Annotated in this window: 22 protein-coding genes; 15 read left to right on the top strand and 7 right to left on the bottom strand. The window is 66.3% G+C overall.

The features are described from left to right. The first annotated feature begins 5 nt into the window (after positions 1 to 5). The 5 genes from HSDC_RS00620 to HSDC_RS00600 are packed head-to-tail and all read left to right on the top strand — an operon-like array spanning position 6 to position 4,066. On the top strand, positions 6 to 605 hold the full coding sequence (locus HSDC_RS00620) for a PulJ/GspJ family protein (RefSeq protein WP_064697995.1): 600 nt from the start codon (positions 6 to 8) through the stop codon (positions 603 to 605). Further along, on the top strand, positions 602 to 1,648 hold the full coding sequence (gene gspK, locus HSDC_RS00615) for a type II secretion system minor pseudopilin GspK (RefSeq protein WP_064697994.1): 1,047 nt from the start codon (positions 602 to 604) through the stop codon (positions 1,646 to 1,648). Before HSDC_RS00620 ends, gspK begins: the two co-directional genes overlap by 4 nt. Continuing rightward, a complete protein-coding gene (locus HSDC_RS00610; RefSeq protein WP_064697993.1) occupies positions 1,645 to 2,871 on the top strand; it encodes a hypothetical protein in 1,227 nt (408 codons plus the stop codon). Before gspK ends, HSDC_RS00610 begins: the two co-directional genes overlap by 4 nt. After that, positions 2,868 to 3,341 (top strand): type II secretion system protein M, encoded by a 474-nt coding sequence (locus tag HSDC_RS00605; RefSeq protein ID WP_064697992.1) that lies wholly within the window; start codon positions 2,868 to 2,870, stop codon positions 3,339 to 3,341. Before HSDC_RS00610 ends, HSDC_RS00605 begins: the two co-directional genes overlap by 4 nt. Further along, entirely contained in the window at positions 3,338 to 4,066 is a 729-nt protein-coding gene (locus HSDC_RS00600) for a hypothetical protein (protein WP_064697991.1), read from the top strand. Before HSDC_RS00605 ends, HSDC_RS00600 begins: the two co-directional genes overlap by 4 nt. Here the strand turns inward: HSDC_RS00600 and cobA are convergent. Together cobA and HSDC_RS00590 are read right to left on the bottom strand one after the other, a co-directional pair. Then, complete coding sequence (gene cobA / locus HSDC_RS00595) at positions 4,057 to 4,977, bottom strand: uroporphyrinogen-III C-methyltransferase (protein WP_064697990.1); 921 nt, start codon at positions 4,975 to 4,977, stop codon at positions 4,057 to 4,059. The two genes, HSDC_RS00600 and cobA, sit on opposite strands and share 10 nt — an antisense overlap. Further along, the gene (locus HSDC_RS00590) at positions 4,940 to 7,681 is read right to left on the bottom strand and encodes a nitrate reductase (RefSeq protein ID WP_064697989.1); all 2,742 of its coding nucleotides are present in this window, start codon (positions 7,679 to 7,681) and stop codon (positions 4,940 to 4,942) included. The genes cobA and HSDC_RS00590 overlap by 38 nt, the downstream gene beginning before the upstream one ends. Positions 7,682 to 8,079: 398 nt before the next feature. Here HSDC_RS00590 and HSDC_RS00585 point away from each other — a divergent pair, with 398 nt between their 5' ends. The 6 genes from HSDC_RS00585 (at position 8,080) to HSDC_RS00560 (ending at position 16,089) form a co-directional block, all read left to right on the top strand. Continuing rightward, positions 8,080 to 8,673: an ANTAR domain-containing response regulator gene (locus HSDC_RS00585; protein WP_064697988.1), complete on the top strand. Its 594-nt coding sequence runs from the start codon at positions 8,080 to 8,082 to the stop codon at positions 8,671 to 8,673. Next, positions 8,670 to 9,683, top strand: coding sequence for a CmpA/NrtA family ABC transporter substrate-binding protein (locus tag HSDC_RS00580; RefSeq protein ID WP_064697987.1), 1,014 nt, complete (start codon positions 8,670 to 8,672; stop codon positions 9,681 to 9,683). Before HSDC_RS00585 ends, HSDC_RS00580 begins: the two co-directional genes overlap by 4 nt. A 257-nt stretch (positions 9,684 to 9,940) precedes the next feature. Then, positions 9,941 to 11,260, top strand: a complete 1,320-nt coding sequence (locus HSDC_RS00575) for an NAD(P)/FAD-dependent oxidoreductase (protein WP_064697986.1) — start codon at positions 9,941 to 9,943, stop codon at positions 11,258 to 11,260. Further along, positions 11,257 to 13,761 carry a nitrite reductase large subunit NirB gene (nirB, locus tag HSDC_RS00570; protein ID WP_064697985.1) on the top strand — a complete coding sequence of 835 codons (2,505 nt, stop codon included), beginning with the start codon at positions 11,257 to 11,259 and terminating at the stop codon, positions 13,759 to 13,761. Before HSDC_RS00575 ends, nirB begins: the two co-directional genes overlap by 4 nt. Positions 13,762 to 14,008: 247 nt before the next feature. Next, positions 14,009 to 14,383, top strand: a complete 375-nt coding sequence (gene nirD / locus HSDC_RS00565; RefSeq protein WP_064697984.1) for a nitrite reductase small subunit NirD — start codon at positions 14,009 to 14,011, stop codon at positions 14,381 to 14,383. A gap of 293 nt (positions 14,384 to 14,676) precedes the next feature. After that, the gene (locus HSDC_RS00560) at positions 14,677 to 16,089 is read left to right on the top strand and encodes a PhoH family protein (protein ID WP_064697983.1); all 1,413 of its coding nucleotides are present in this window, start codon (positions 14,677 to 14,679) and stop codon (positions 16,087 to 16,089) included. 104 nt (positions 16,090 to 16,193) lie between these two features. Here HSDC_RS00560 and HSDC_RS00555 read toward each other — a convergent pair whose 3' ends face one another. The 4 genes from HSDC_RS00555 to HSDC_RS00540 all read right to left on the bottom strand — a co-directional run bounded on the left by HSDC_RS00555 (position 16,194) and on the right by HSDC_RS00540 (position 19,464). After that, positions 16,194 to 16,412, bottom strand: coding sequence for a hypothetical protein (locus tag HSDC_RS00555; RefSeq protein ID WP_064697982.1), 219 nt, complete (start codon positions 16,410 to 16,412; stop codon positions 16,194 to 16,196). Between the two features lie 140 nt (positions 16,413 to 16,552). Then, the gene (locus tag HSDC_RS00550) at positions 16,553 to 17,221 is read right to left on the bottom strand and encodes an alpha/beta hydrolase (protein ID WP_064697981.1); all 669 of its coding nucleotides are present in this window, start codon (positions 17,219 to 17,221) and stop codon (positions 16,553 to 16,555) included. A gap of 181 nt (positions 17,222 to 17,402) precedes the next feature. Continuing rightward, complete coding sequence (locus HSDC_RS00545; protein WP_064697980.1) at positions 17,403 to 17,609, bottom strand: cold-shock protein; 207 nt, start codon at positions 17,607 to 17,609, stop codon at positions 17,403 to 17,405. 199 nt (positions 17,610 to 17,808) lie between these two features. Further along, the gene (locus HSDC_RS00540) at positions 17,809 to 19,464 is read right to left on the bottom strand and encodes a GMC family oxidoreductase (protein WP_064697979.1); all 1,656 of its coding nucleotides are present in this window, start codon (positions 19,462 to 19,464) and stop codon (positions 17,809 to 17,811) included. Between the two features lie 122 nt (positions 19,465 to 19,586). Between HSDC_RS00540 and HSDC_RS00535 the strand changes: the two genes are divergently transcribed. Then, a complete protein-coding gene (locus tag HSDC_RS00535; protein ID WP_064697978.1) occupies positions 19,587 to 21,227 on the top strand; it encodes an FMN-binding glutamate synthase family protein in 1,641 nt (546 codons plus the stop codon). 105 nt (positions 21,228 to 21,332) lie between these two features. Here the strand turns inward: HSDC_RS00535 and HSDC_RS00530 are convergent, their stop codons facing one another. Further along, positions 21,333 to 21,803 (bottom strand): hypothetical protein, encoded by a 471-nt coding sequence (locus HSDC_RS00530; RefSeq protein ID WP_064697977.1) that lies wholly within the window; start codon positions 21,801 to 21,803, stop codon positions 21,333 to 21,335. A gap of 124 nt (positions 21,804 to 21,927) precedes the next feature. Between HSDC_RS00530 and HSDC_RS00525 the strand changes: the two genes are divergently transcribed. Genes HSDC_RS00525 through HSDC_RS00515 form a run of 3 tightly spaced genes read left to right on the top strand, consistent with a single transcriptional unit; the run spans position 21,928 to position 24,316 of the window. Beyond that, positions 21,928 to 22,302: a PepSY domain-containing protein gene (locus HSDC_RS00525; protein ID WP_244534392.1), complete on the top strand. Its 375-nt coding sequence runs from the start codon at positions 21,928 to 21,930 to the stop codon at positions 22,300 to 22,302. After that, a complete protein-coding gene (locus HSDC_RS00520) occupies positions 22,299 to 22,970 on the top strand; it encodes a winged helix-turn-helix domain-containing protein (RefSeq protein ID WP_064697976.1) in 672 nt (223 codons plus the stop codon). The genes HSDC_RS00525 and HSDC_RS00520 overlap by 4 nt, the downstream gene beginning before the upstream one ends. Beyond that, positions 22,967 to 24,316 carry a sensor histidine kinase gene (locus tag HSDC_RS00515; protein ID WP_064697975.1) on the top strand — a complete coding sequence of 450 codons (1,350 nt, stop codon included), beginning with the start codon at positions 22,967 to 22,969 and terminating at the stop codon, positions 24,314 to 24,316. The genes HSDC_RS00520 and HSDC_RS00515 overlap by 4 nt, the downstream gene beginning before the upstream one ends. Positions 24,317 to 24,347: the final 31 nt, after the last annotated feature.

Genomic DNA, 24,347 nt, shown 5'->3' with positions numbered 1-24,347 from the left:
GGCCCATGAACGAGCATCGCCAGGCCGGCTTCACGCTGCTCGAGGTGGTCATCGCCATCGCCCTGACGGCCCTGATCGGCGTCGCCGTGGCGGGGCTGGTCAATGGCCTGGTCAGCACCGAGGAACGCTTCGCCACCCCGCCCGACGAGCGCCAGGACATGCGCTTCGCCCGCCGTCTGGAAGACCGCCTCCAGGCCCTGGTGAGCCGCTCCCTGCATGAAGGCGGGCAACCACTGCTCAACCATCGACTCGACTACCGCCCCGAACCGGGCGTGCTGGAATGGGTCGCGCTGGTCGGCGAGCCTGTCGCGCTGGGCGACCGCGTCAGTCGCTTGCGCCGCCAGCGCCTGAGCTGGGATCTCGAGCGCGGCGAGCTGCAACTGGCCTCCGCCGGTCTGCTCGATGCCCTGAACACGCCGCAGTGGCAGAGGGAGGCCCGGCTGACCGGCATCGAGACCGTCGAGATCGCCTTTCATGAACATGGTCAGTGGCGTCAGACGCCGACCACCGCCAACGCTCGGACGGTACGTGGATTGCGCTTGCGCTGGCAGCGTCATGGCCGAGAACACGACGTCATCGTGCGACTGCCGGAGGTTCAACCATGAAGCTCCGGTTCCCCGCCACGACACGACAGGACGGCGCCGCCCTGCTGATGGTGCTGCTGTGCCTGGCACTGATCAGCCTGACCCTGACGAGCCTGAGCGAACAGGGCTCCCGAGACCTGGCCCGCCTGAGCGAGCTGCAGGCGCAGACCCAGGCCGACTTCTATGCGCAAGGCGCCGAGGTAATCGCCCGCCGAGCCTTGACCGACGCTGCCGTACGCCAGGCGGGCCTGTGGTGGCAAAGCCTGAGCGGGCGCTCGCTGTCCTACCCCACCGATCATGGCCAGATTCACCTCAACGTCGAGGACCTGCGCGGCTGCCTCAATCTCAATGCGCTAGCCGGCGATACGGCGCTGGCCGCACGCCAGTTGACCTATTACCTCGATCAACAGGTACGCTCCGTGGCAGGGCTTTCGACCCGTGCCTTCCTTTCCCGATTGATTGACTGGATAGACCCCGACGGCGTGGCCCGCTCCGGCAGCCTCGACGGTCCCGACTACGCCGATGACGTCCGTCCCGGCCTCGGGCCACGCACCGCCGCCAATGCCCCCCTCACCGACATCAGCGAGGTCAACTGGCTGGCACCGCTCGACAGCCGCCGCGCGCGGCACCTGCCGGCAGGACTCTGTGCCTACCCGGATACCGGCCCCATAACCCTCAATCTCAACAGCCTGTCCGCCGAACGGATCGCCTTGCTCGATGCCTTGCTCGAGGGCCAAGTTCCACGTGGCCGGCTCGAGCACCTGCTGAGATCGCGCCCCGCGGCCGGCTACCAGGGCATCGATGCCGTGCGCCGCGCCCTGGGCAATCCCGACGACTTCGACGAACTCGCCCGTCGCCTGACCCTGACGCCGGACCTGCTGCGCCTGCATATCCGGGTCGAGATAGGCGACCGCCAGTACCGCTATGTGCGACTGCTCCAAGCCGAAGGGGTGAGCCCCTGGCAACCCCGGGCCCCCGCCGCCCGGGTCCGGGTCCTGCAGCGCCATCGCGGTGACGCTCTTCCTCCTCCTTTCCCGACACCTGCACCCGAGGAGTCTTCATGATAGCGATGCCGAGACGACTCCCTCGCATTCAACGCGGCCGCCAGTTGCCCCGGCCCCGGTTGCTGCTGATGCCCCCCGGCGCGATCCAGGATCCTGAGGGCCCCTGGTGCTGGACCCTGGTCGACGAGATGACACCACCGACAGGCGGCCACTGGACACCGGGCGAGCCCTTGAGTGATGCCATGACATCGGCCGGTCACGACCCGGTTCTGGTGCTGCCACCGGCCTCGGTCACCCGATTCGAGCTCACCGCGCCCAAAGGCATCAAGCGAGACGAGTGGCCATTGCTGGTTGACCGGCACCGCTGCGACCCGGGCAATGACGAGCCTCTGGTTCTGGAACGACTCGGCCATCGCCAGGGTCGCCTGATACTGGTCGGCGTCTCGCGCTCGCTACTGCACGGCTGGCAGACCACGCTGGCCCGAGCCGGACTGGCCCCCATGGCCTGGGCGCCGGCCTTCCTGGGACAGCCCGATCCCCCCGAGCATGCCATCTGTGCGCTACCGACCGGTGACGACTGGATGCTGCGCTGGCATGACACCACACAGGACAAGACGCCGGGACGCTGCCATTGGCTGACCTGGCCACGCCAGGCGCCTTTGCCCCCGCCCCTGACCAAACGCGAGTGGTACCAGCCCCTCGACGACGAAGACACCCTGGCCTGGCTGGCGTTCCTCGGTCGTCACCTGCCCCATCGCTTGCCACGCCTCGCACCGCAGTCGGGCCGGGGCAGATCCAGCCGTCGTCTGCCGATCTCGCTCGCAGGCGCGAGGGCCTGGCTGCCGCTGCGCCGCTGTGGACTGATCGTGGCACTGCTCCTGCTGCATGGCGGGCTCGTCGCCTGGCAAGGCCAGCAATCCACCCGTGAAGCGGCCGAGCGGCAATTGGCTGCCCGCTTCATATCAACGCCCGCCAGTGCGGACGACGCCAGCCGGCGCCTGGCAGAACGGACCTCGGCCCTGGCCGACCTGGCCCAACGCCGCGCTCACATCGAGCAACGGCTGGCCGCCCTGAGTGACCTGCCCAACCAAGCCCGGCTGCAACAGCTTGAGGTCTCGGGCCAACGGATGCGCCTGAGCTGGTCCTCGGAGGCGCTGAGCGCAACCGAACGGGAGGCCCTGCGCTCCCGGCTCGCCGGCTTGGGGCAACTCACCGATACGCCGACGCAACTGACCCTGGAACTCGACCTGTCCGCTACCGAACAAGGGGGACAAACACCATGAGTGCGTTGATATCCCTGCTCTCGCCACTGCAACAGGCCTGGCTGTCTCGCGAACCCAGGGAGCGCCGGACCCTGGCCATCGGCGCCGGCATCATTGTTCTGCTGCTCGGCTATCTGGCCATCTCGCGGCTGGGCGCTATCGACATTACCGACGCTGCTCCACCGCCGGCGGCCTCCTCCCGCCTTCCGGCCATCCAGCCACTGGCGCAGGAACGCTGGCTGGCCGCCGCCGAACGCCACGGCATCGACGCGCCGCGCTTGGAATCGCAAGCCCATGGCCTGCGCCTTCAGGGGCGAGTGCCACAGCCACAGACCGTCACGACCTTCGCCCGCTGGGCGGCGCAGCATGGCTGGTGGACCACCGAATGGTCGCTGGCACGGGAATCGGACGGCGGCCTGGCGCTGGAGATGACCCTGGTGGCGGAGCTCGAGCGCCAGCCCATCGCCAAACAGGATGAGGCCACGCCATGAAGCGCTACATCGGCCGGGCGGCCCAGGCCATCCTCATCATCGGCATTTTCTGTCTGACCCTGCTGTTCACCCTGCCGCTCGGCGCCCTGTCAGGCCTCATCGCGGCCAACCTCCCCGAGGGAGTCGACCTGGAAGAGCCGCGCGGTCGGCTGCTGGATGGCCGGGCCACGGCGCTGATCTTCGAGCCCCGCCCCGGCTGGCCCCTGAGATTCGAACCGCTGAACTGGCACCTGGGACTGGATGGCTGGCGCCCTGAACTGCACCTGGGCATCGGCGACGGCTGGGCGCTCGACGCGCGACTGGAGGGTCTGAGCGTGGCCTGGCGGCTCGAGGGAGGGGATCTCGCGGCCCTCGATACCTCGGCGCTGCCGGTGGGCTCCGGCATCGGCCTCGACGGCAGGCTGGAAGGACAATTGGAGGGCCGGATGGGCCCGGGCGGTTGCCTGGCAGCCGAGGGGCAGCTCACCGGCCCCTCCCTGCAATTGAAGGCCCCCGAGATCGTTCCCCTGGAACGGGCGACCTTGAGCCTCGCCTGCGCCCAGGGCCAGGATGCGTGGCACTTCACGCTCGGCGAGCCAGAAGATGTGCGGCTACGTGCGACTCACTCGCTGCTTGGCGGTCATGGTGAACTGAACGCCCGGCTTCCGGCCGATCATCCCTTGCTCACCTACTGGCGACTGCTCGACCCGCGCGTGACCCCCGGCGAGCAATCGCGTCAGTGGTAGGCGGCATCCTCGCGGTGCATCATCGCCGTGTCGACCAGCCGGCGCGCCTCGGCGAGGCGCACCACGCTACCCACGATGATCAGGCAGGGCGACGGCAGCGGATGGGCGGCAAGCCGTTCGGACATGTCGGCCAGGGTGCCGACGAGCGCCTCCTGCCCGGGCAGGCTGGCATTGGCGACCAGCATGATCGGCCAGTCGTCGGGCAGCCCGGCGCCGCGCAGGCCGTTGCAGATGGCCTCGACGCGGGACAGTCCCATGTAGAACACCAGGGTTTCGTCGCGGCGTGCCAGGGCGGACCAGTCCGGCTCGCCCCCTTCGCGACACTGCTGGGCGGTGATCAGGCGAAGCTGCTGGGCATGGCCGCGATCGGTGAGCGGAATGCCCATGCTCGCGCAGGCCGCCGAGGCAGCGGTGATACCAGGCACGATCTCGCTGTCGACCCCCGCGGCATCCAGCGCGGCCAGTTCCTCGCCCATGCGCCCGAAGATGCCGGGGTCGCCACCCTTCAGCCTGACGACCCGCTTGCCCTCGCCGGCCAGGCGCACCATCAGCGCACCGATCTCGGCCTGGGCGACACTGTGCTGCCCCCGCGCCTTGCCCACGTAGTAGCGCTCGCGTCCGGCGGGAATCAGAGACAGAATCTCGTCGCCCACCAGGCGATCGTAGACCACGGCATCGGCGTCGCGCAGCAGTCGGGCGGCCTTGAGAGTCAGCAGTTCGACATCGCCGCTGCCGGCACCAACCAGAAACACCCGGCCGGTCCGGTGACCATGACGACGCCCCGCAGCATTGTACGCATCGCGCCACGGGCGCCAGGACTCCCACCATGAGAGGGCCACACGCGCCAGCGAATCCACGGGGCGCAGGATGCCCTCAAGCCGGCTCGACATCAGGGACGGGATGAGACGCATGGGCCCTCTCCTCTTCGATAAGTGATTTCAATTCGGGAATGCAGCTACCACACTGGGTGCCGCAGGCCAGTCGGGCGCCCAGTGCCTCGACGCTGGTATCGCCCTCGCGGATCGCCGAGGTGATGGCGCCCTGGCCGACCTGATGACAACTGCACACCAGGGGGCCATCGTCGGCGGCGCCGTCCTCGCAGGCGGCCAGGATGCGGCGCCGCTGGCCCACTTCCAGGGCGATGCCCTCGGCGGCTTCGGCGAAGCGTTCATCGAGCCAGGCCAGTCCCGGCAATTCGGCCGGCGGACCGACCATCAACCACCAGCGCAGGCGCCCCGCCTCGATGCCCGCGGCACGCAGCCGACCGTCGGCCGGATCATCGCACCACAGCGAGGCCGCCACCGGCAGGATCTCGGCCAGCCAGGCCAGCCAGTCACGCTCGGCGGCAGCAGGGGCGCCGGCCAGTTGCCAGCGTTCGGCATGGGCCATGGGAGTCCGCGCCCAGTAGCCGGTCTCCCGGTACACCCGCGCGCCCACGTCGAGATCGGCGGCGACCACCAGGGTGGCCTCCCAGGCGCTGGGTAATGCCGCCAGGGCCACGGCGCCGTGCTTCGACTCGGGCTGACCGGACAGCGGATCGACATGCGACGCCAGCAGTGCACCGGCCAGCGCCGAGGCGCTGAAACGATCGCTCCAGTGGATTGGTACGAACAGTTCGCCGCGCCGCTGCGCCGGCGAGATGCGAACCCGCCCCCGGTAGTCACCACCCTCGCCCTCGAGTCGCGCCAGCCCCTGATCGGTCAGGCCCAGCTCACGGGCGTCCTCGGGATGCACCTCGATGAAGGGCTCGCTACGGTGGTTCATCAGCCGTGGCGCCCGAGCGGTGCGCGTCATGGTGTGCCACTGGTCGCGCACCCGACCAGTGTTGAGGCGAAAGCGGCGGTGCTCGCCGAGGGCCTGGACGGGGCCGTGTGGTGACACCGGCACCAGCCGAGCCCGGCCATCGGGCGTGGCAAAATGACCGTCCTCGAACAGGCGTGGTGTTCCCCGCGGCGCCTGGCGCGTTACCGGCCACTGGATCGGTGCCAGGGTGTCATAGCCCTGGCGGTCGAGCTCGGCCAGCGCCGAGATATCGAAGCAGCGCCGCCCGTCGCCCTCGTTCTCGAAGCCGGACAGGCGCGCATGTTCGACGAAGATATCGGCCGGATGCGCATAGTCGAAGGCCTCGCCGAAGCCCAGGCGTCGCGCCACTTCGCTGATGATCCACCAGTCATGACGGGCCTCGCCCGGTGGCGCCATCAGGCCGCGCTGGCGCGAGATGCGGCGCTCGGAGTTGGTCACGGTGCCGTCCTTTTCCGACCAGCCGGAGGCCGGCAGCACGATGTCGGCCACCTCCAGCAGATCGGTATCGGCCATGCACTCCGAGACGATCACCAGCGGACAGTGGGCCAGCGCCGCGCGTACGCGACGAGCGTCGGGCAAGCTGACCGTGGGATTGGTGGCCATGATCCACACCGCCCGGATCTCGCCGCGCTCGATGGCCTCGAACAGCGCCACCGCCTTGTGCCCCGGCCCTTCCGGGAGATGCGGAACGAGCGAGTCGGTGCTCCAGAAGCGCGTCACCCGCTCCAGGGCGCCGGGGCTATGGTAATCCATATGGGCGGCCAGCTGGTTGGCCAGGCCGCCCACTTCGCGCCCTCCCATGGCATTGGGCTGGCCGGTGATGGAGAAGGGACCGGCGCCGGGCAGGCCGATCTTGCCGCCTGCCAGGTGGCAATTGATGATCGCCTGGCACTTGTCGGTACCACTGCTCGACTGGTTGATGCCCTGGGAATACAGCGTCACCACGTGGAGCTGGCTGGCGAACCAGTAGAAGAAGGTCTCCAGGCGCTCGGGGTCAACATCGCAGTCGGCGGCGATGGCCTCGACCGAGACATCGTCCTGACGGGCCTCGGCCAGGGCTTCCTCCACCCCGCGCGTGTGGCGTTCCAGGTAGACGCGATCGAGCTTGCCCCGCTCGGCCATCCAGGCCAACAGCCCGGTGAACAGGCGAGCATCGCTGCCGGGACGCACGCCCAGGTAGAGATCGGCCAGCTCGCAGGTGTCGGTGATGCGCGGATCGATCACCACCACTCGCAGCAGGGGGTTGCGCGTCTTGGCGACGCGCAGGCGCTGGAACAACACCGGATGATTCCAGGCCAGGTTCGAGCCCGCCAGCACCACCAGCTCGGCATCCTCCAGGTCCTCGTAGTTGCAGGGTACGGCATCGGCCCCCAGCGAGCGCTTGTAGGCGGCCACCGCCGAGGCCATGCAAAGCCGCGAGTTGGTATCCAGATGCGGCGTGCCGAGAAAACCCTTGAACAGCTTGTTGGCGACGTAATAGTCCTCGGTGAGCAATTGCCCGGAGAGATAGCCGGCCAGGGCTTCTGGGCCGTGCTCGCGCTGCGTCTCGGCCAGGCGCTCGGCCACGGCGTCCAGGGCCGTGTCCCAGTCGACCTCGGCACCATCCAGCCGCGGGCGCGTGAGTCGCCCCCGGTCACCGAGCGTCTCGTGCAGTGCCGAGCCCTTGACGCACAAACGGCCATGATTGGCCGGATGCTCGACATCGCCCTCGACGGCGATGATCCGCCCATCGTGCATCTCGGCACGCACGCCACAACCGACCCCGCAATAAGGGCATGTGGTGCGTGCGTCTTGCGTTGAGGCCCTGGACATGACGCTATCCTCCCGTCGTGGACGATTGCCGAAACGACGACGCCCACCGCCTCACGGCAACCGAAGCTGCGGAGAAGCGGTGGGCGTCTTTGCCGATGAACGGATCACCCTTGATCCATCCTGGTCACCGGTTATCTAGCAAGCCCCGTGCCAGGAATGCTCAACCCCCGGAATACCGCGTGCCGCGACGATCTCGCCGCCGGCGGACAGCAGCTCGCCGCACAGCTCGGGCGCATCTCGCCACCCCGCCCGCACCGACTCGGTGCAACACCCGCCCGCCACACTTCCTGCCCATGCCATCGGGCCAACACTTTGCCGGCGTTCACCAGGAGTTCCAGCAACTGGAACGCATCTTGCAACCGATCGGGAAACGCCCCTATGCAACGAGCTACGCCACCATGCCTCAGCCCTTGAAAGTCCTTCTGGTCGACGACGAGATCGTGCGGGCCGCCATGGTCGAGGAAGCCCTCGCCAACGAGGGCCACGAGGTCATCTGTCGCCTGCAGGCCCCGACGAGCCTCAACGAGATGGTCGCCCGCCATCAACCCGATGTAGTAATCATCGACATGGAATCCCCCGACCGCGACACCCTCGACAGCATGTCGCTGCTCAACCGCGAGAACCCGCGTCCGGTGGTGTTCTTCGCCGACCAGCATGACCCCGAGACCATGCAGGCCGCGCTCAAGTCCGGCGTCAGCGCCTATGTGGTGGACGGTCTGGTACCGGGCCGGGTCAAGGCGGTCATGGAAGTCGCCATCGCCCGCTTCGAATCCTTCCAGTCGATGCGCCGCGAACTGGACCAGGCCCGCACCCAACTGGCCGAACGCAAACGCATCGAACGCGCCAAGGGCCTGTTGATGAAGCATCAGGACTGTGACGAACCCCAGGCCTATCGCATGCTGCGCAAGCTGGCCATGGACCGCGGTCAGCGTATCGGCGACGTGGCCAACAACGTGATCGACATCCTCGAACAACTGGAGAAGGGACGATGAGCGCGCCCGAACTCGAACGACTGACGCTGGGATTCATCCCCCTGCTCGACGCCGCCCTGCCGATCATCGCCCGCGAGGCCGGCTTCTTCGCCGACGAAGGACTCGAAGTCGCCCTCTCGCGCGAAAATGCCTGGTCGACACTGCGCGACAAGGTCGCCTCCGGCCTGCTCGACGGTGCCCACATGCTCTCGCCCCTGCCATTGGCCATGAGTCTCGGCCTGTCGCGCGCTCCCTGCGAGACCCTGGCGCCGTTCATCCTCGGTCGTGGCGGCAACACCATCGTGCTGTCGCGGCACTGGTCCGAGGGCATGAACGATATCGGCGAAGAGCACGATCCGCGCGACAATGCCCGCCGCTTCGCCGCCCGACTGCACACCCACCGCGGCGAGCCGCCCAGGCTGGCGATGGTCTATCCCTACTCCTGCCAGCACTATCAACTGCGCGAATGGCTGGCCGGTGCCGATATCGACATCGATCGACAGGTGACGCTGGGAGCCCTGCCCCCGCCACGTATGGTCGAGGCGCTGGAAAACGGCGAGATCGACGGGTTCTGCGTCGGCGAGCCCTGGGGCAGCCTGGCCCGGCATCGCGACGTCGGGCGTATCGTCGCCAGCGGCGCCCAGCTATGGCCGGCGCACCCCGAGAAGGTCCTGGGCGTGACCGCCTCCTGGGCGCTGCGCTATCCCACTACCCTGGCGGCAATGATCCGTGCGCTGCACAAGGCCAGCCAGTGGCTCGGCGCCTCGCCGGAACATGCCCGACGTGCCCAGAGCTGGCTGGTGCTGCCGCCTTACCTGGATCGCAGCGTCGCGCATCTCGAGAGCCTGGCGCCCGATGCTCCGCCGGCCTGGCAGAGCCTCGTCGGCGACCCCCGCCCGACCGCCGAGATCATGTCCCATGTGGCCGAGCACCTCGACCAGCACATGCGAAAACACGGTCGCCTGCTCGACATGCGCACCCTCTCGACCTGCTACAGCCCCGCGCATTTCGATGCCGCCACGCACCAATGACGTGCACGGGACACGACAGGTAACAGCTGAACAGCCTCCTCGATGCGGCCTAACCAAATGATATAAAAGCACTATCAAGAAAATGGCGTAGAACTTGAAAGACGCTTGAGCGAACAACGCCGATCCGCGAGCTCCTTTGCCACGGACCGGCCCCCGGCGATCAACGGCGATCGCCACGCTTTCGGACAAAGACGTCTCAGCGCCCCCGATGCCGGGGAGCGCGGAGACGTCTTTTTGCGTTTTCAGGAGGTTGCGATATGCGACCCAATGCCACCATCAGCACCGACGACCGAGCTCCCATCGATCACCTGGTGATCGTCGGCAACGGCATGGCCGCCCACCGCCTGGTCGCGACACTCTGCGACAAGCCCCGGGCGCCCCGCCGGATCACCGTCATCGGCGAGGAAACCAGCCACGCCTACAACCGTATCCTGCTGTCGCCCTGGCTGGCCGGCGAAATGCAGCGCGATGCCCTGCGCCTGCCCGAGCACGCCGCGACCACACAGACCGGCACACGCATCGAGACCCGGCTCGGCGAGCGCGTCACCGCCATCGACCGCGAAGCACGCCGGGTGACCACCGACCGGGGTGCGAGCCTCGACTACGACCGACTGGTGCTGGCTACCGGCTCGCGTTCCGCCATGCCGCCGGTGCCCGGCGTGACCCTTGATGGCGTGCATGGGTTCCGCGACCTGGGCGACGCCGAGGCCCTGGCCCGGGCCGCTCGACACGGCGGCCGCGCCGTGGTCATCGGCGGCGGCCTGCTCGGCCTGGAAGCTGCCGAGGGGCTGCGCAAGCGCGGCATGCGGGTTCAGGTGATCCAGCGCAGCGCGCGCCTGATGAACCGCCAGCTCGACGCCACCGCCGCAGGGCTGTTGCGCGTTGAACTCGAGGCGCGAGGCCTGGAAGTGATCACCGACGGCCACTTGAGCGCGCTGGAAGACAACAGCCAGGGCCGAGTGCGTGCCGTGATTCTCGCCGATGGCACCCGGCTGGCCGCCGATCATGTGGTGATCGCCACCGGCATCACCCCCAACGTCGAGCCGGGGCGTGCCGCCGGGCTCGACTGCGACCGTGCCATCCGCGTCGATGAGTGGCTGACCACTTCGGACGCCGCCATTCATGCCCTGGGCGAATGCTGTCAGTTCGGCTTGAGCACCTTCGGACTGGTGGAACCGATCTGGCAGCAGGTCGAGGTGCTCGCCGCCCGCCTGGCCGGCGAGGCCGGCCCCGGCTATCGCGATCGCCCGACCGCCACCAAGCTCAAGATCAGCGGCGTGTCGCTGTACGCCTTCGGGCCCATCGAGGCCACGCCGGAGCATGATGTGCTCACCTACCACGATCCCGAACAGGGCGAATATCGCCGCCTGCTGCTGCGCGATGGTCGCATCGACGGCGCCGTACTCTACGGCGATACCGCCATGGGCCCCTGGCTGTTCGACCGCTCCCGGGACGGCATGCGCTTCGGCACCGCGCGTCGCACCCTGCTGCTCGGCCAGGCCGATACCGAGGCCCTGCTCGACGACGAAGCAGGCGCCCCACATGTCACCGACACCCTCGACCAGGAGGCCGCATGAAGGCATCGAACGCCACTCCCCAGAACCTGATCATCGTCGGCAACGGCATGGTCGGCCATCATCTCGTCGAACAGCTCATCGAACGCGGCGCCCATCGGCACTACCGAATTCGGGTATTCGGCGAAGAGCGCCACCTGGCCTATGACCGGGTGCATCTTTCCGAGTACTTCAATGGTCGTGATGCCGACGATCTGGCGCTTTCGACCGCTGACTACTACGCCGAGCACGGCATCGAACTGCACCTGCACGAAGCGGTCACCGACATCGACCGGAACACCCGGGAGCTGGTCACGCCCCAGGGGCGTTATGCGTACGATCGCCTGGTGCTGGCCACCGGCTCCTACCCTTTCGTGCCGCCGATTCCCGGCGGTGACCGTGACGGTTGCCTGGTCTACCGGACTCTGGACGACCTCGACGCCATCCGCGAGGCGGCACGCTCGGCCACCACCGGCGTGGTGGTCGGCGGCGGCCTGCTGGGCCTGGAAGCCGCCAATGCCCTGCGCGGACTCGACCTGGACACCGCCGTGGTGGAATTTGCGCCGCGCCTGATGCCCATGCAGGTCGATCACGAAGGCGGCGAGCTGCTGCGCGAGAAGATCGAGGCGCTGGGCGTGCAGGTACTGACCGACCGGGCGACCCAGCACATCGAGAATGGCGACACCAGCCGACACCGCATGGTGTTCCAGGACGACAAGCGGCTGGAGACCGACCTGATCGTCTTCTCGGCGGGCATCCGTCCGAGGGACGAACTGGCCCGCCATGCCGGCCTGGCGATGGGCGAGCGCGGCGGCGTGGTCATCGATGACCGCTGCCAGACCAGCGATCCGTCGATTCTCGCCGTCGGCGAGGTTGCCCTCTGGCAAGGCAGCATCTTCGGCCTGGTGGCGCCGGGTTACCAGATGGCCAAGGCCGCCGCCGACACCCTGTGCGGTGGCGAGCTGACCTTCGAGGGTGCCGACATGAGCACCAAGCTGAAACTGCTCGGCGTCGACGTCGGCGCCATCGGCGATGCCCACGGCGACCGCTCGCCGGGTGCCCGCCAGTTCCGCTACTTCGACCAGCTCAAGCAGGTATACCGCAAGCTGGTCGTCTCCAGCGACGGCAAGAAGCTGCTCGGCGCCATGCTGGTCGGCGATAACGCCACCTACGACACCCTGATGCAGTACTACGCCAATGGCCTTGAATTGCCGGCGGATCCCGCCTCGCTGATCCTGCCCAATGTCGAAGGCGCCCCCGCCCTGGGGCCCGACGCCCTGCCCGACACGGCCTCGATCTGCTCCTGCCATAACGTTACCAAGGGCGCGATCTGCGAGGCCATCGACGCCGGCTGCGACGATCTCGGTGCGGTCAAGGCCGCCACCAAGGCGAGTACCGGCTGCGGTGGCTGTGCCGCCCTGCTCAAGAGCGTGGTCGACAGCGAGCTGGAGGCGCGCGGCGTGGAGGTCGACCAGTCGATCTGCGAGCACTTCGCCCATACCCGCCAGGCGCTCTATTCGATCGTGCGCGTCGAGGGCATCAAGACCTTCGGCGAGCTGATCGAAAAGCACGGCCATGGCCTGGGCTGCGACATCTGCAAGCCGGCGGTGGCCTCGATCCTGGCCTCCTGCTTCAACGAGCCGATCACCGACGCCGCCCACGTGCCCCTGCAAGACACCAATGACACCTTCATGGCCAATATGCAGAAGAACGGCACCTATTCGGTAGTACCACGCATTCCCGGCGGCGAGATCACGCCGAGCAAGCTGCGCGTGCTGGGCGAGGTCGGCGAGAAATACGGCCTGTACACCAAGATCACCGGCGGTCAGCGCGTCGATCTCTTCGGCGCTCGACTCGAGCAATTACCCGACATCTGGGCCGAATTGATCGAGGCCGGCTTCGAGACCGGCCATGCCTACGGCAAGGCCACCCGCACGGTGAAATCCTGCGTGGGCAGCACCTGGTGCCGCTACGGCGTGCAGGACAGCGTGGGCATGGCGATCCGCCTAGAGAATCGCTACAAGGGGCTGCGTTCGCCGCACAAGCTCAAGTTCGCCGTTTCCGGCTGCACCCGGGAGTGCGCCGAGGCGCAGAGCAAGGACGTCGGCGTGATCGCCACCGAGCACGGCTGGAACCTCTATGTTTGCGGCAACGGCGGCATGCGTCCGCGCCATGCCGAGCTGTTCGCCACTGACCTCGACGACGACACCCTGATCCGTTACATCGACCGTTTCCTGATGTTCTACGTGCGTACCGCCGATCGGCTGCAGCGCACGTCGGTATGGCGCGAAAACCTCGAAGGCGGGCTCGACTATCTCAAGGAAGTCGTGATCGACGACAGCCTGGGGCTCGGCGATGAACTCGAGCGCCAGATGCAGACGGTGATCGACAACTACGAGTGCGAGTGGGCCGGCGCGCTTTCCGACCCCGAGAAACTCAAGCGCTTCCGCAGCTTCGTCAACGACGAACGGCCGGATCCGGACATCATCGTGACCGAGGAGCGTGGCCAGCTCAGACCCGCCTGAACAGCGCTTTCGCTATGGTTGGTTCCCGTACCAACGAGGGGCGCCGGGGACAGGTCGAAGAGGAGGTCCTACGCCATGAATCGCGTAGGTAGCGCCCAGGGATGGGTTCACAGCGCCTCCTCGAAGACCTGTCGACGGATCAGCCCCGAGAGAGCAAGTCGACGCCGGCCGCTCAGGCCCGCAAATCCTGGCCACCGGCCTGTCTCCTGAACAACCGGGATTTCCCGAACAACCAAGGAGCTCTCCCATGACCACCGCCACCGCAGAAGACCTGATCACCTCCAACGACTGGCAGTCCCTGTGCACCAGGGAGGACCTGGTCGCCCACTCCGGCATCGCCGCCCGCATCGAGACTCGCGACGGCCCCGCCCAGGTCGCGATCTTCTACCTGCCCGGCCACGCCCCGGAACTCTATGCCATCGACCACCACGACCCCTTCTCCGGCGCCAATGTCATCGCTCGCGGCATCATCGGCGACGTCGCGGGCGAGCCGGTCGTAGCCTCGCCGCTCTACAAGCAGCACTTCAGGTTGCGCGACGGGCAGTGCGTGGAAGACGAGCAGGTCAGACTGCGCACCTGGCGCGTCGCCCTGCGCGACGGACACGTCCTCGTGCAAGCCTGACACCGCGGCCCCGCCACCCGGCGGGCCCGGTTCGTTGACGTAGCCGTAAGGCTCGTCTACTTGCAGACTTGACGATATGGTCCATGCTAAGGAAGCGTTGACGACAATGCCGATCATTGCACCCTCGACGCCATCCAATGTCCAACCCGATAGAGACCCGACAAGGAGGAACACTAGCGATCAGGGAGACACGTCACGCCCTGTCACAGACCTGACATTTTGCGCTGACAGTGTCGACATCGAGGCGTCATGTTGGTGACGCCGATCCGGTGACAATCAGGAGAGCTGCGCCGATGGTACGCATCGACAAGAAAGCCACCCGGCTTTACGTGCTGGACACCAATGTCCTGATTCACGACCCCGCCGCCCTCTACCAGTTCGACGAGCACGAAGTGGTGATCCCGATGACCGTGCTCGAGGAACTCGACAAGCACAAGAACGGCATCCGCGAGATCGCTCGCACCGCCCGGCAAGTCAGCCGAACCCTTTCCGACCTCACCGCCAACGTCGATATCGGCCAGATTCGCGACGGCATTCCCATTCCTCGTCTCACCGGCCCCGAAGGCCGACTTCGCCTGCTCTGCTACAACGACCTCAAGCCGCTCGACCCACTCGAGGACAGTCCGGACAACCGGCTGCTCACCGAGACCTGCCGGCTGCGCGACGAGCGCCCCGATGCTTCGGTCGTGCTGGTCACCAAGGACATCAACCTGAGGGTCAAGGCGGCAGCGCTAGGCGTACCCGTGGAGGATTACCTCACCGACCGGGCCTTCGACGACAGCGACGCCATGATCAGCGGCGCCCGCATCTATCCCGAAGCCGGCCACGACGGCAGTGGCCTGTGGGGAACCCTGCGTGCGGACGTCCAGGTGAGTCGCGAGGACGACCGAGTGGTCTATCGCCTCGCCGGCGAGATCCCGGAAGACTGGCACCTCGGCATGCTGGTGTCGGACAACGACAACGGTGCCAGCTTCGAGGCCGTGGTGCGTGAAGTCAGCCCCCGACACGCCCAGCTCGAGTTGCTCACCGACTATCGCCACGGCGCCAGCGTATGGGGCGTCCACGCCCACGACAGCCGCCAGAATTTCACGCTCAACCTGCTGATGGACGACGACATCGACCTGGTCACCATTGCCGGCAGCGCCGGTACCGGCAAGACCTTCATGACGCTCGCCGCCGCCTTTCAGCAGACGCTGGACACCAAACGCTTCGAGCGAGTGGTCTTCACTCGGGCGCCGATCTCGATGAGCGAGGACATCGGCTACCTGCCCGGTACCGAGGAAGAGAAGATGTCGCCCTGGATGGGTGCCTTTCACGACAACATGGACAACCTGCTGCGCGACGAACACGACGGCAGCACCACCTGGAACCAGGAGGCCACCCGCCAGTTGCTCGGCTCCCGGGTGCAGATTCGCGCCCCGGGGTTCATGCGTGGCCGAACCCTCAACGACACCTTTCTGATCATCGACGAGGCACAGAACTTCACGCCCAAGCAACTCAAGTCGCTGATCACCCGCGCCGGGCGCAACACCAAGATCGTCTGCCTGGGCAACGTGGGGCAGATCGACACGCCTTATCTCACCGCCAACACCTGCGGCATGGCCGCCGTCGTGCAGCATTTTCGCGACTGGGCCCACGCCGGTCACGTCACGCTGATGAGTGTGGAACGCTCACGCCTGGCACTCGCCGGCGAGGAACTCCTCTGAACATCGCCAGGATCGCGATCCTGCAATGCAAGGGGCCGGCGCAAGACGCCGGCCCTTCATGTCATTGCCTCAAGAAAAACGCGTGAACTCCGATCCGACACGCTTCAGGCGCCGCGATTCACCGCCTTCTCGATCAGTGCCTCACTGTCGCTGCCCGGCCCTTGCTTCAGTACCTTGCAGGCCTCGTGATAGAGGCAGACAAAACGCTGGCATGACGCACAGTGCACCTTGTCGTCGGGATTCTTGATACTGGGGACCCGCATCAGGTGGCTGCCGCAATTCGGGCAGGCCACGGGCAAACGTAAATCTTCCGATAAGGCCATGAGCGTCTCCTCTTTGCCAGTTCATGCCGGTTATCCATGCGGCTGGCCCAATGCCGACAGGGCTCTTGCCGGGAGCCGTCAGTCCGTCTCCCCCTTCTAGACCATAACGGGCCGGAGGGCGAACGCCAACCAGGGTGGCCTCAACCGCCGAGCCGAGCACACAGCCAGCGACTGATATCGGCGACCTGCTGGGGGCAGACGGCATGGGCCATGGGATATTGCCGATATTCGACCGGATACCCCATGGCCTGCAGGCGTTCATGCGCGGCACGCCCCAGCGACTCGGGTACCACAGGGTCGAGATTACCGTGGTGCACCTCGATGGGCAGGTCGCGATTGGCATCGGCATAGTCGAGGCTGTCGGCCGTGGCGAGATAGGTCGACAGGGCCAGCAACCCGCCCAGGCGCTGAGGGAAGCTCAAGGCCGCGTCGTAAGCCACGGCGCCCCCCTGGGAAAAGCCGGCGATGATGATACGCCCCGGCGCGATACCGTGGTCGATCTGTTCCTGAATCAAGCCCTGGAGGCGTTCGGCAGAGGCCTTCAACTGAGCCTCGTCGACTTGGCGATCCAGACTCATCTCGGTGATGTCATACCAGGCAGGCATCACCATGCCACCATTGACGGTCACCGGCAGACGAGGCGCATGGGGCAGGATGAAACGCACGCCGGCATCGGCGGGCAGTTCCAGAGCCGGTACCAGAGGCTCGAAGTCATGCCCGTCGGCGCCCAGACCATGCAGGATGAATACGCAGGCATCGGCGACCTTGCCGTTGGCCGGCTCGATGATCAACTCGTCGGGTGCGCTCATGGCGACATCATCTCCACAGACAAAAGCCACACCCTAGCGTAACGGCTGCGCCAAATAAATCACGGCCGGGGCCCGGCGGCATTTTGTTGTTGTGCAAACGCAAGCGGGGCCCGCTTTCGCGGGCCCCGCCATCCCACCATCCAAGCGGATGGTGGCTATCCTGCATCAGGACAATCGACGATCAGTCGACGACCTTGATGTTGGACGCCTGCAGGCCTTTCTTGCCCTGAGTGACGTCGAAGGAGACCTTCTGGCCGTCCTGCAGAGACTTGAAGCCGTCTGCCTGAATCTCGGAGAAGTGAGCGAACAGGTCGTCACCGTTGTCGTCCGGAGAGATGAAGCCGAAGCCTTTGGTGTCGTTGAACCACTTGACAGTACCGGTAGCCATTTTTCGAATTCCTCAAATAGCATTGATTTGCCGGGAAATACCCGAGTTGCAGTGGGTAAAACAAGAAACGTTTCACCGGGAAATCGATGCACTGAGCGTTTCGATGACCACTTGCGATGTTCGACTTGCCAACCTACTGCGAACTAGCATGCGCCTGAGCGAGGCGCAGGTCAAACACTATTTGCTCGATATGACGAGATCATGACGTTTCGGCCAGGATCCAACCGGCCGCTTTCTCGGCGATCATCAGGGTCGGTGCGTTGGTGTTGCCGCTGGTGATGGTCGGCATCACGCTGGCGTCCACCACCCGGAGCCCCGTCACGCCACGCACCCTGAGGTGCGAATCGACCACCGCCGAGGGGTCATCGTCACGCCCCATGGCCGCGGTGCCCACGGGATGGAAGATGGTGGTGCCGATGTCGCCGGCCAGGCGCGCCAGCTCCTCGTCGGTCTGGTAGCGCTCGCCCGGCTTGATCTCTTCGGGACGATAGCGGGCCATGGCCTGTTGAGCGATGATGCGACGGGTGATGCGCAGCGAGTCCGCCGCGACCCGGCGGTCTTCCTCGGTTGCCAGGTAATTGGGCGAAATCAGCGGTGCCAGGGAAGGATCGCGACCGGCAATGCGTACCCAGCCCCGACTGGTCGGATTGAGGTTGCAGACACTGGCGGTGATCGCCGGAAAATCGTGCAGTGGCTGCCCGAACGCCTCCAGGCTCAACGGCTGCACGTGGTATTCGAGATTGGCATGCGGTTGGTCCGGTGCGCTGCGCGTGAAGACGCCGAGCTGGGAAGGCGCCATGCTCATGGGGCCTGAACGTCGCAGCAGGTATTCCAGGCCGATGCGCGTCTTGCCGAACCATGAACCGACACGGGTATTCAGGGTATCGGCGCCGTTGACACGATATACCGAGCGCAATTGCAGATGATCCTGCAAGTTCTCGCCCACACCCGGCAAATCGACGATCAAGGGAATGTCGTGCTTGGCAAGCAATTCGGCCGGCCCGATACCGGACAGCTGGAGCAGTTGCGGCGAGCCGATGGCACCAGCGCACAACACCACTTCGCGGGCCGCTTCCACCTCGACGACCTCACCATCCCGCATCACCCGCACGCCAGCGCAGTGGGGGCGGCTCGACTCTTCCGCATCGAAGCCCAGGCACTGCACCTGGCTCGAATGCCAGAGGGTGAAGTTGTCACGTCCCTCGATGCCTCGCAGGAAGGCCTTGGCAGTGTTCCAGCGCCAACCGCTCCGCTGGTTGACCTCGAAGTAATCCACCCCTTCGTTATCGCCACGATTGAAGTCATCGACCCGAGGAATGCCGGCCTGCTCGGCGGCCTGGGCGAAATCGTCGAGTACCTGCCAGCGAAGCCGCTGACGCTCGACACGCCATTCGCCACCATGGCCGTGGAAGTCGCGATGCGCGGCATCGGGCTCGGCCCCGTCATCGAGACGGTGGTGATCCTCGTGATGCATGAAATCCGGCAGACAGTTCGCCCAGCGCCAGGCATCGTCGCCGGTCACCTCCGCCCAGTGGTCGTAATCCCTGGCCTGGCCTCGCATGTAGATCATGCCGTTGATGCTGGAACAGCCTCCGAGCGTCTTGCCTCGCGGATAGACCAGCCGGCGCCCGTTGAGTCCCGGTGATGGTTCGGTGCGAAAACGCCAGTCAGTGCGCGGGTTGTCGATGCAGTAGAGATAGCCGACGGGAATGTGAATCCAGGGATAGGTGTCACGCCCTCCCGCCTCGATCAGTAGCACGCGCCGCTCGCCGTCCTCGGTCAGGCGCTTGGCGAGCAAGCAACCGGCGGTGCCGGCACCGACGATGATGGTGTCGAAACGATGGCGCTGCGTCATGGTCTGCCTCCTGCATCCGACAAGACGATGCCTGACACGCTAGCGCTCGGTGCCGCGAATTGACAGTCGACCTTCCGCGACATGCAATAGCCGGACCCTCATCGCAAGGAGAGCGTGTCCACATGTACCGCCTACCGAGTCGCTACGGCGCCTATGCCATCAGTCTCGCCGGTCTCGTCGTCTGCCTGCTGGGCCTGATCTTGGCCCCGGCCTGGCCCTGGGGACTGGGCGTTCTGGTCTTCGGCCTGCTGGTCGCCCTGGGCACCCATGACGTGTTCCAGCACCATCACACCGTCAGCCGCAACTATCCGATACTGGCCCATCTGCGCTATTGGCTGGAGTCCATCGGCCCCGAGATCCGTCAGTACTTCATCCAGTCGGACACCGAAGAGCGGCCTTTTTCCCGGGAACAGCGCAGCCTGGTCTACCGCCGTGCCAAGAACACCATCGACAAGCAGCCGTTCGGCTCCCAGCGCGACATGCAGGCCCCCGGCTACGAGTGGATGAACCACTCCCTGGCGCCAAAGCACATAGAGGACCGTGACTTCCGGGTCGTCATCGGCGCCGACCGCCCCCGCCCCTACAGCGCCAGCGTTTTCAACATCTCGGCAATGAGCTTCGGTGCCCTCTCGGCCAACGCCATCCGTGCCCTGAACGAAGGCGCACGGGAAGGCAACTTCTATCACGACACCGGCGAAGGCGGCCTGTCTCCCTATCATCGCCATGGCGGCGACCTGGTCTGGGAGCTCGGCTCCGGCTATTTCGGCTGTCGCGATGCCGAGGGCCGCTTCGACCCCGAGCGATTCGCCGAAACCGCCAGCCTCGAGGCGGTGAAGATGATCGAGATCAAGCTCTCCCAGGGTGCCAAGCCCGGCCATGGCGGCGTACTGCCCGGTGCCAAGGTGACCGCCGAAATCGCCGCGACCCGAGGCGTGCCGGAAGGTCAAGATGTCATATCCCCGGCGGCCCACAGCGCCTTCACCACGCCACGCGAGATGATTGGTTTCATCCAGCGACTGCGCGACCTTTCCGGCGGCAAGCCGGTCGGCATCAAGCTGGCCATCGGCCATCCCTGGGAATGGTTCGCCATGGTCAAGGCCATGCGCGAGGAAGGTGACCACCCGGATTTCGTGGTGGTGGATGGCGGTCAGGGCGGTACCGGCGCGGCGCCCCTGGAGTTCGTCAACCGCCTCGGCATGCCACTCACCGAGGCCCTGCTGCTGGTGCACAACACTCTGGTCGGTGCCGGCCTGCGCGACAAGATCCGCGTGGGCGCCGCCGGCAAGGTCATCAGCGCCTTCGACATCGCCCGCACCATGGCGCTCGGCGCCGACTGGTGCAACGCCGCGCGAGGCTACATGTTCGCCCTGGGATGCATCCAGGCCCAGAGCTGTCACACCGACCGCTGCCCGAGCGGCGTGGCAACCCAGGACCCTCGACGCGGTCGCCGGCTGGACGTCCCCCTCAAGGCCGAGCGAGTGCAACGCTTCCATGCCAACACCCTGAAGGCACTGGCCGAAATGCTGACTGCCGCCGGCCTCAGCCACCCCGGCGAACTGGGCCCCGAACACGTGATTCGTCGTATTTCACGTCACGAGGTACGCAGTCTCTCCACCCTGTTCGATTTCGTAGCACCGAACGAACTCTTGGAGGGAGGCGCGTCGCGCCATGCGGTCTTTTGCGATTACTGGGAGCAGGCCGACCCCGACAGCTTCGACCCGCCGCTCAACGTCTGGCAGTTGCGCCAGAGTAAGCTGGTATAGTCGGCAACAGGTCTCATTACCCCACAAGATTTCCTCACACCCACGAAAAACGGCAGGCGCCACGCCTGCCGTTGAGAGAGGGTTCCCGTGGGACGAAGCGAAACCTCAGTCGTGCTCCACTCCGATCACACCGTCCTGGCCCTGACGGGTGGTGACTTCGAGCTCGCGACCGTTCTGGCCGCGGCCTTCGATCTCGATATTCCCCGCCTCATCGATCTGCAGACTCTCGAATTCCGTCATGCCCTCGGCACCAGCGGAGGAGAGTGCCTGACGCACATCATCGGCGGTCATGCCCCAGGCACTGGTGATCAGACGCTTGCGCTCTTCGCGCAGGACGTCGTCGCCGCTCAGGGAAAGCCGAACATCGGCATACCACTCGTCGTCCAGCCAGCCCTCGATCTCGACGGCATCACGCCCCTTGGCCTCGATCTCCTCGATATGGGTAAAGCCGAAGGTCTGGGCGCGATCGAGCACCGCGTCGATGCGATCCAGGCCGAGGCTTCCGTCAGCCTGAGCACTGCCGGCCACCAGGGCCAGGGTGGTGGCGGATGCGATCATCAGGGTCTTGAATGTCATGGCAACGTCCTCTGTGTTGGTGCATTCATCGTGAGTGCAGGGATGTTATAACAAGTCCTACCTTGCCGAGAGCTGACAAGGCCGTTCATGCTGCATTCATGTCATGACTGGCAACCTCTGGGCCATGATGATCACGCGCGCGCTTCCCTCTCTCCACCAACGCCGGCTGCCTCGCCGCCTGGGCCGAGCCTCGTGCGGCGTGCTGCTGTGCATCGCGCTCTCGGCACCGGCCATGAGCGACGAGCACTGGCAACGCCTCCACGACGACGTGCGTCGTGGCGAGGTGGTCGAGCTGCCGGTCATCCTCGACTGGCTGCAGGCGCACTACGCCGGCGAGATACTGGAAGTCGAACTCGAGCGTGACGACGGCCCACTGATCTACGAGATCGAGATGCTCGGCCCCCAGGGCCAAGTGGTAGAATTCGAGTTCGACGCCGTCAACGGAGAGCTGATCGGCATGGAAGGCGTGAACATCAATGCCATGAGGAAGGCACCATGAAGGTCTTGCTGGTAGAGGACGATGGCCCGCTCGCCGAAGCACTGAGTGCGGCCCTGGCGGATGCCGGCGTGCTGATCGAGTCGACCGCCAGCGGCACCGAGGCCGACTTTCTCGTCCAGACCGAACACTACGACGCCGTGATTCTCGACCTGGGGCTACCCGATGGCGACGGCACCCGCTGGCTGGCCCAGTGGCGAGAAGCGGGCATCGACCTGCCCGTACTGGTGCTCACGGCACGGGAGCGTTGGGCGGACAAGGCTGCCGGTTTCTCGGCCGGCGCCGACGACTATGTCACCAAGCCCTTCGAGACTGCGGAGGTGCTCTTTCGGCTGCGTGCCCTGATGCGTCGCAGCCACGGCCATGCCCATCCCGTGCTGCGCGTCGGGGACCTGGCCTTCGACACCCATACCGGCAGCGTGACACTGACTGGCCGCCCGGTCAGCCTGACCGCTCAGGAATCCCGGCTGCTGGCCTATCTGGTACATGCCGCGCCCCGAGTGGTCAGTCGTGCCGAGCTTGCCGAGCATGTCTACGACCGCGACCACGAGCCGGACTCCAATGTCATCGACGTGCAGATCAGCCGGCTGCGTCGCAAGCTCGGCAGCCAGCGCATCCAGACCCAGCGGGGTCAGGGCTATCGGCTGGTCGACCTCGATGAGGCATCATGAGCCGGCGGCTAGGCGACATTCTGGTCCGCGCCTCGGTTGCCACGCGCCTGCTGCTGGCCGCGCTTCTGCTCGTCCTCTTGCTGCTGCCGCTCGCCGGCCTGGGGCTGGCTCATCACTTTCGCGACTCGGTCACCACCGTCTTCGACGAACGCCTGCAGGCCCTGCTCAACGTGGTGATTGCCGGCGTCCACTACGATGAAGTCGAGCAGCAACTGATCCACGACCGCCCCCTGGGCGATCCTCGCTTCCGCCAGATATTCTCCGGCTGGTACTGGCAGGTCAGCGACGGCGACTCACGAATCCTGACCTCGCGCTCGCTATGGGACCAGCGCCTGGCGCTCGAGGACAGCACCTCGCCCCGCGAACTCGTCGGCCCCCGGGACACGCCGCTGCGCGTCGTCTCCCGCGACATTCGGATCGCGCCACTGGCCACACCGCTACGGGTCAGCGTGGCGGCCCCCAGCAGTACCATCGACCTCGAGGCCTCGCGCTTCAATCGTCTGCTCAGCCTCTCACTGGCGGCCCTTGGCCTGTTGATACTGCTCGGCCTGGCGGTACAGATTCGCTGGGGCCTGGCCCCCCTGCGGCGCTTGCGCGACGACCTCAAGGCCGTGGAAAACGGCGATGCCGAACGGCTCGGCACCCGGCTTCCTGCCGAACTGGCGAAACTGGCCGGCGCCATGAACGCGGTTCTCGAGCGCGACCGCCGCCGGCTGGAACGTGCCCGCCACGCAGCCGGCAACCTGGCTCATGCGCTGAAGACCCCCGTCAGCGTGCTGACCACCCTGGCCGAGGGATTACCCGGAGACTCGCAACGCCGCTTCAAGGCTGAACTGACCCGCATCGACGATGCCACCCGCCACCATCTCGCCCGCGCCTCGGCTGCCGGCGACGGTGTCCTGAACCGGCCGATCCAGTGCCTCGACACCCTGCGACCGGTGCTGGAGGGCCTGACACGCCTGGCCGAGCGTCGAGGCTTGTCCCTGACGCACGACCTTCCCACCTCCCTGACCGTTCGCCTTGATCCGCAGGATCTGCAGGAAGTGGTCGGCAACCTGCTGGACAACGCCTTGCGCTGGGCCGAGCAGCGTGTGCACCTGAGTGGCGGCACCGATAACCGGGGCACCTGGTTGCGCGTCGAGGACGATGGGCCCGGCATGAGCGAGGCCGACTGCCAGGCCGCCCTGGCACGAGGCGCCAAGCTCGATGAACAGCGCTCGGGCAGCGGGCTCGGACTGGCCATCGTCAATGACCTGGTCACCCTGCACGATGGAACCCTGACCCTCGAACGCGCCGATCTGGGCGGCCTGGCCGCCAGGGTCTGGCTGCCCGATCACCCCTGGTGAAGGGTGGGTTCCCCGGCATAAGCACATGACG

Origin of the sequence: Halomonas caseinilytica (genome assembly GCF_001662285.1) — a bacterium.
Classification (GTDB): Bacteria; Pseudomonadota; Gammaproteobacteria; order Pseudomonadales; family Halomonadaceae; genus Halomonas; species Halomonas caseinilytica.
Note: the sequence above shows the minus strand (reverse complement) of the source record. Positions and strands in the feature narration are given on the sequence as shown.

Excerpts from the sequence above, each read along its gene's own strand:
- HSDC_RS00560 (WP_064697983.1), top strand. The coding sequence starts at position 14,677 with ATGGTACGCATCGACAAGAAAGCCACCCGGCTTTACGTGCTGGACACC.
- HSDC_RS00575 (WP_064697986.1), top strand. The coding sequence starts at position 9,941 with ATGCGACCCAATGCCACCATCAGCACCGACGACCGAGCTCCCATCGAT.
- HSDC_RS00585 (WP_064697988.1), top strand. The coding sequence starts at position 8,080 with ATGCCTCAGCCCTTGAAAGTCCTTCTGGTCGACGACGAGATCGTGCGG.
- HSDC_RS00580 (WP_064697987.1), top strand. The coding sequence starts at position 8,670 with ATGAGCGCGCCCGAACTCGAACGACTGACGCTGGGATTCATCCCCCTG.
- nirB (WP_064697985.1), top strand. The coding sequence starts at position 11,257 with ATGAAGGCATCGAACGCCACTCCCCAGAACCTGATCATCGTCGGCAAC.
- HSDC_RS00610 (WP_064697993.1), top strand. The coding sequence starts at position 1,645 with ATGATAGCGATGCCGAGACGACTCCCTCGCATTCAACGCGGCCGCCAG.
- HSDC_RS00600 (WP_064697991.1), top strand. The coding sequence starts at position 3,338 with ATGAAGCGCTACATCGGCCGGGCGGCCCAGGCCATCCTCATCATCGGC.
- HSDC_RS00605 (WP_064697992.1), top strand. The coding sequence starts at position 2,868 with ATGAGTGCGTTGATATCCCTGCTCTCGCCACTGCAACAGGCCTGGCTG.
- HSDC_RS00520 (WP_064697976.1), top strand. The coding sequence starts at position 22,299 with ATGAAGGTCTTGCTGGTAGAGGACGATGGCCCGCTCGCCGAAGCACTG.
- HSDC_RS00555 (WP_064697982.1), bottom strand. The coding sequence starts at position 16,412 with ATGGCCTTATCGGAAGATTTACGTTTGCCCGTGGCCTGCCCGAATTGC.
- HSDC_RS00545 (WP_064697980.1), bottom strand. The coding sequence starts at position 17,609 with ATGGCTACCGGTACTGTCAAGTGGTTCAACGACACCAAAGGCTTCGGC.
- HSDC_RS00530 (WP_064697977.1), bottom strand. The coding sequence starts at position 21,803 with ATGACATTCAAGACCCTGATGATCGCATCCGCCACCACCCTGGCCCTG.
- HSDC_RS00540 (WP_064697979.1), bottom strand. The coding sequence starts at position 19,464 with ATGACGCAGCGCCATCGTTTCGACACCATCATCGTCGGTGCCGGCACC.
- HSDC_RS00515 (WP_064697975.1), top strand. The coding sequence starts at position 22,967 with ATGAGCCGGCGGCTAGGCGACATTCTGGTCCGCGCCTCGGTTGCCACG.
- HSDC_RS00590 (WP_064697989.1), bottom strand. The coding sequence starts at position 7,681 with ATGTCCAGGGCCTCAACGCAAGACGCACGCACCACATGCCCTTATTGC.
- cobA (WP_064697990.1), bottom strand. The coding sequence starts at position 4,977 with ATGCGTCTCATCCCGTCCCTGATGTCGAGCCGGCTTGAGGGCATCCTG.
- HSDC_RS00525 (WP_244534392.1), top strand. The coding sequence starts at position 21,928 with ATGATGATCACGCGCGCGCTTCCCTCTCTCCACCAACGCCGGCTGCCT.
- nirD (WP_064697984.1), top strand. The coding sequence starts at position 14,009 with ATGACCACCGCCACCGCAGAAGACCTGATCACCTCCAACGACTGGCAG.
- HSDC_RS00550 (WP_064697981.1), bottom strand. The coding sequence starts at position 17,221 with ATGAGCGCACCCGACGAGTTGATCATCGAGCCGGCCAACGGCAAGGTC.
- HSDC_RS00620 (WP_064697995.1), top strand. The coding sequence starts at position 6 with ATGAACGAGCATCGCCAGGCCGGCTTCACGCTGCTCGAGGTGGTCATC.
- HSDC_RS00535 (WP_064697978.1), top strand. The coding sequence starts at position 19,587 with ATGTACCGCCTACCGAGTCGCTACGGCGCCTATGCCATCAGTCTCGCC.
- gspK (WP_064697994.1), top strand. The coding sequence starts at position 602 with ATGAAGCTCCGGTTCCCCGCCACGACACGACAGGACGGCGCCGCCCTG.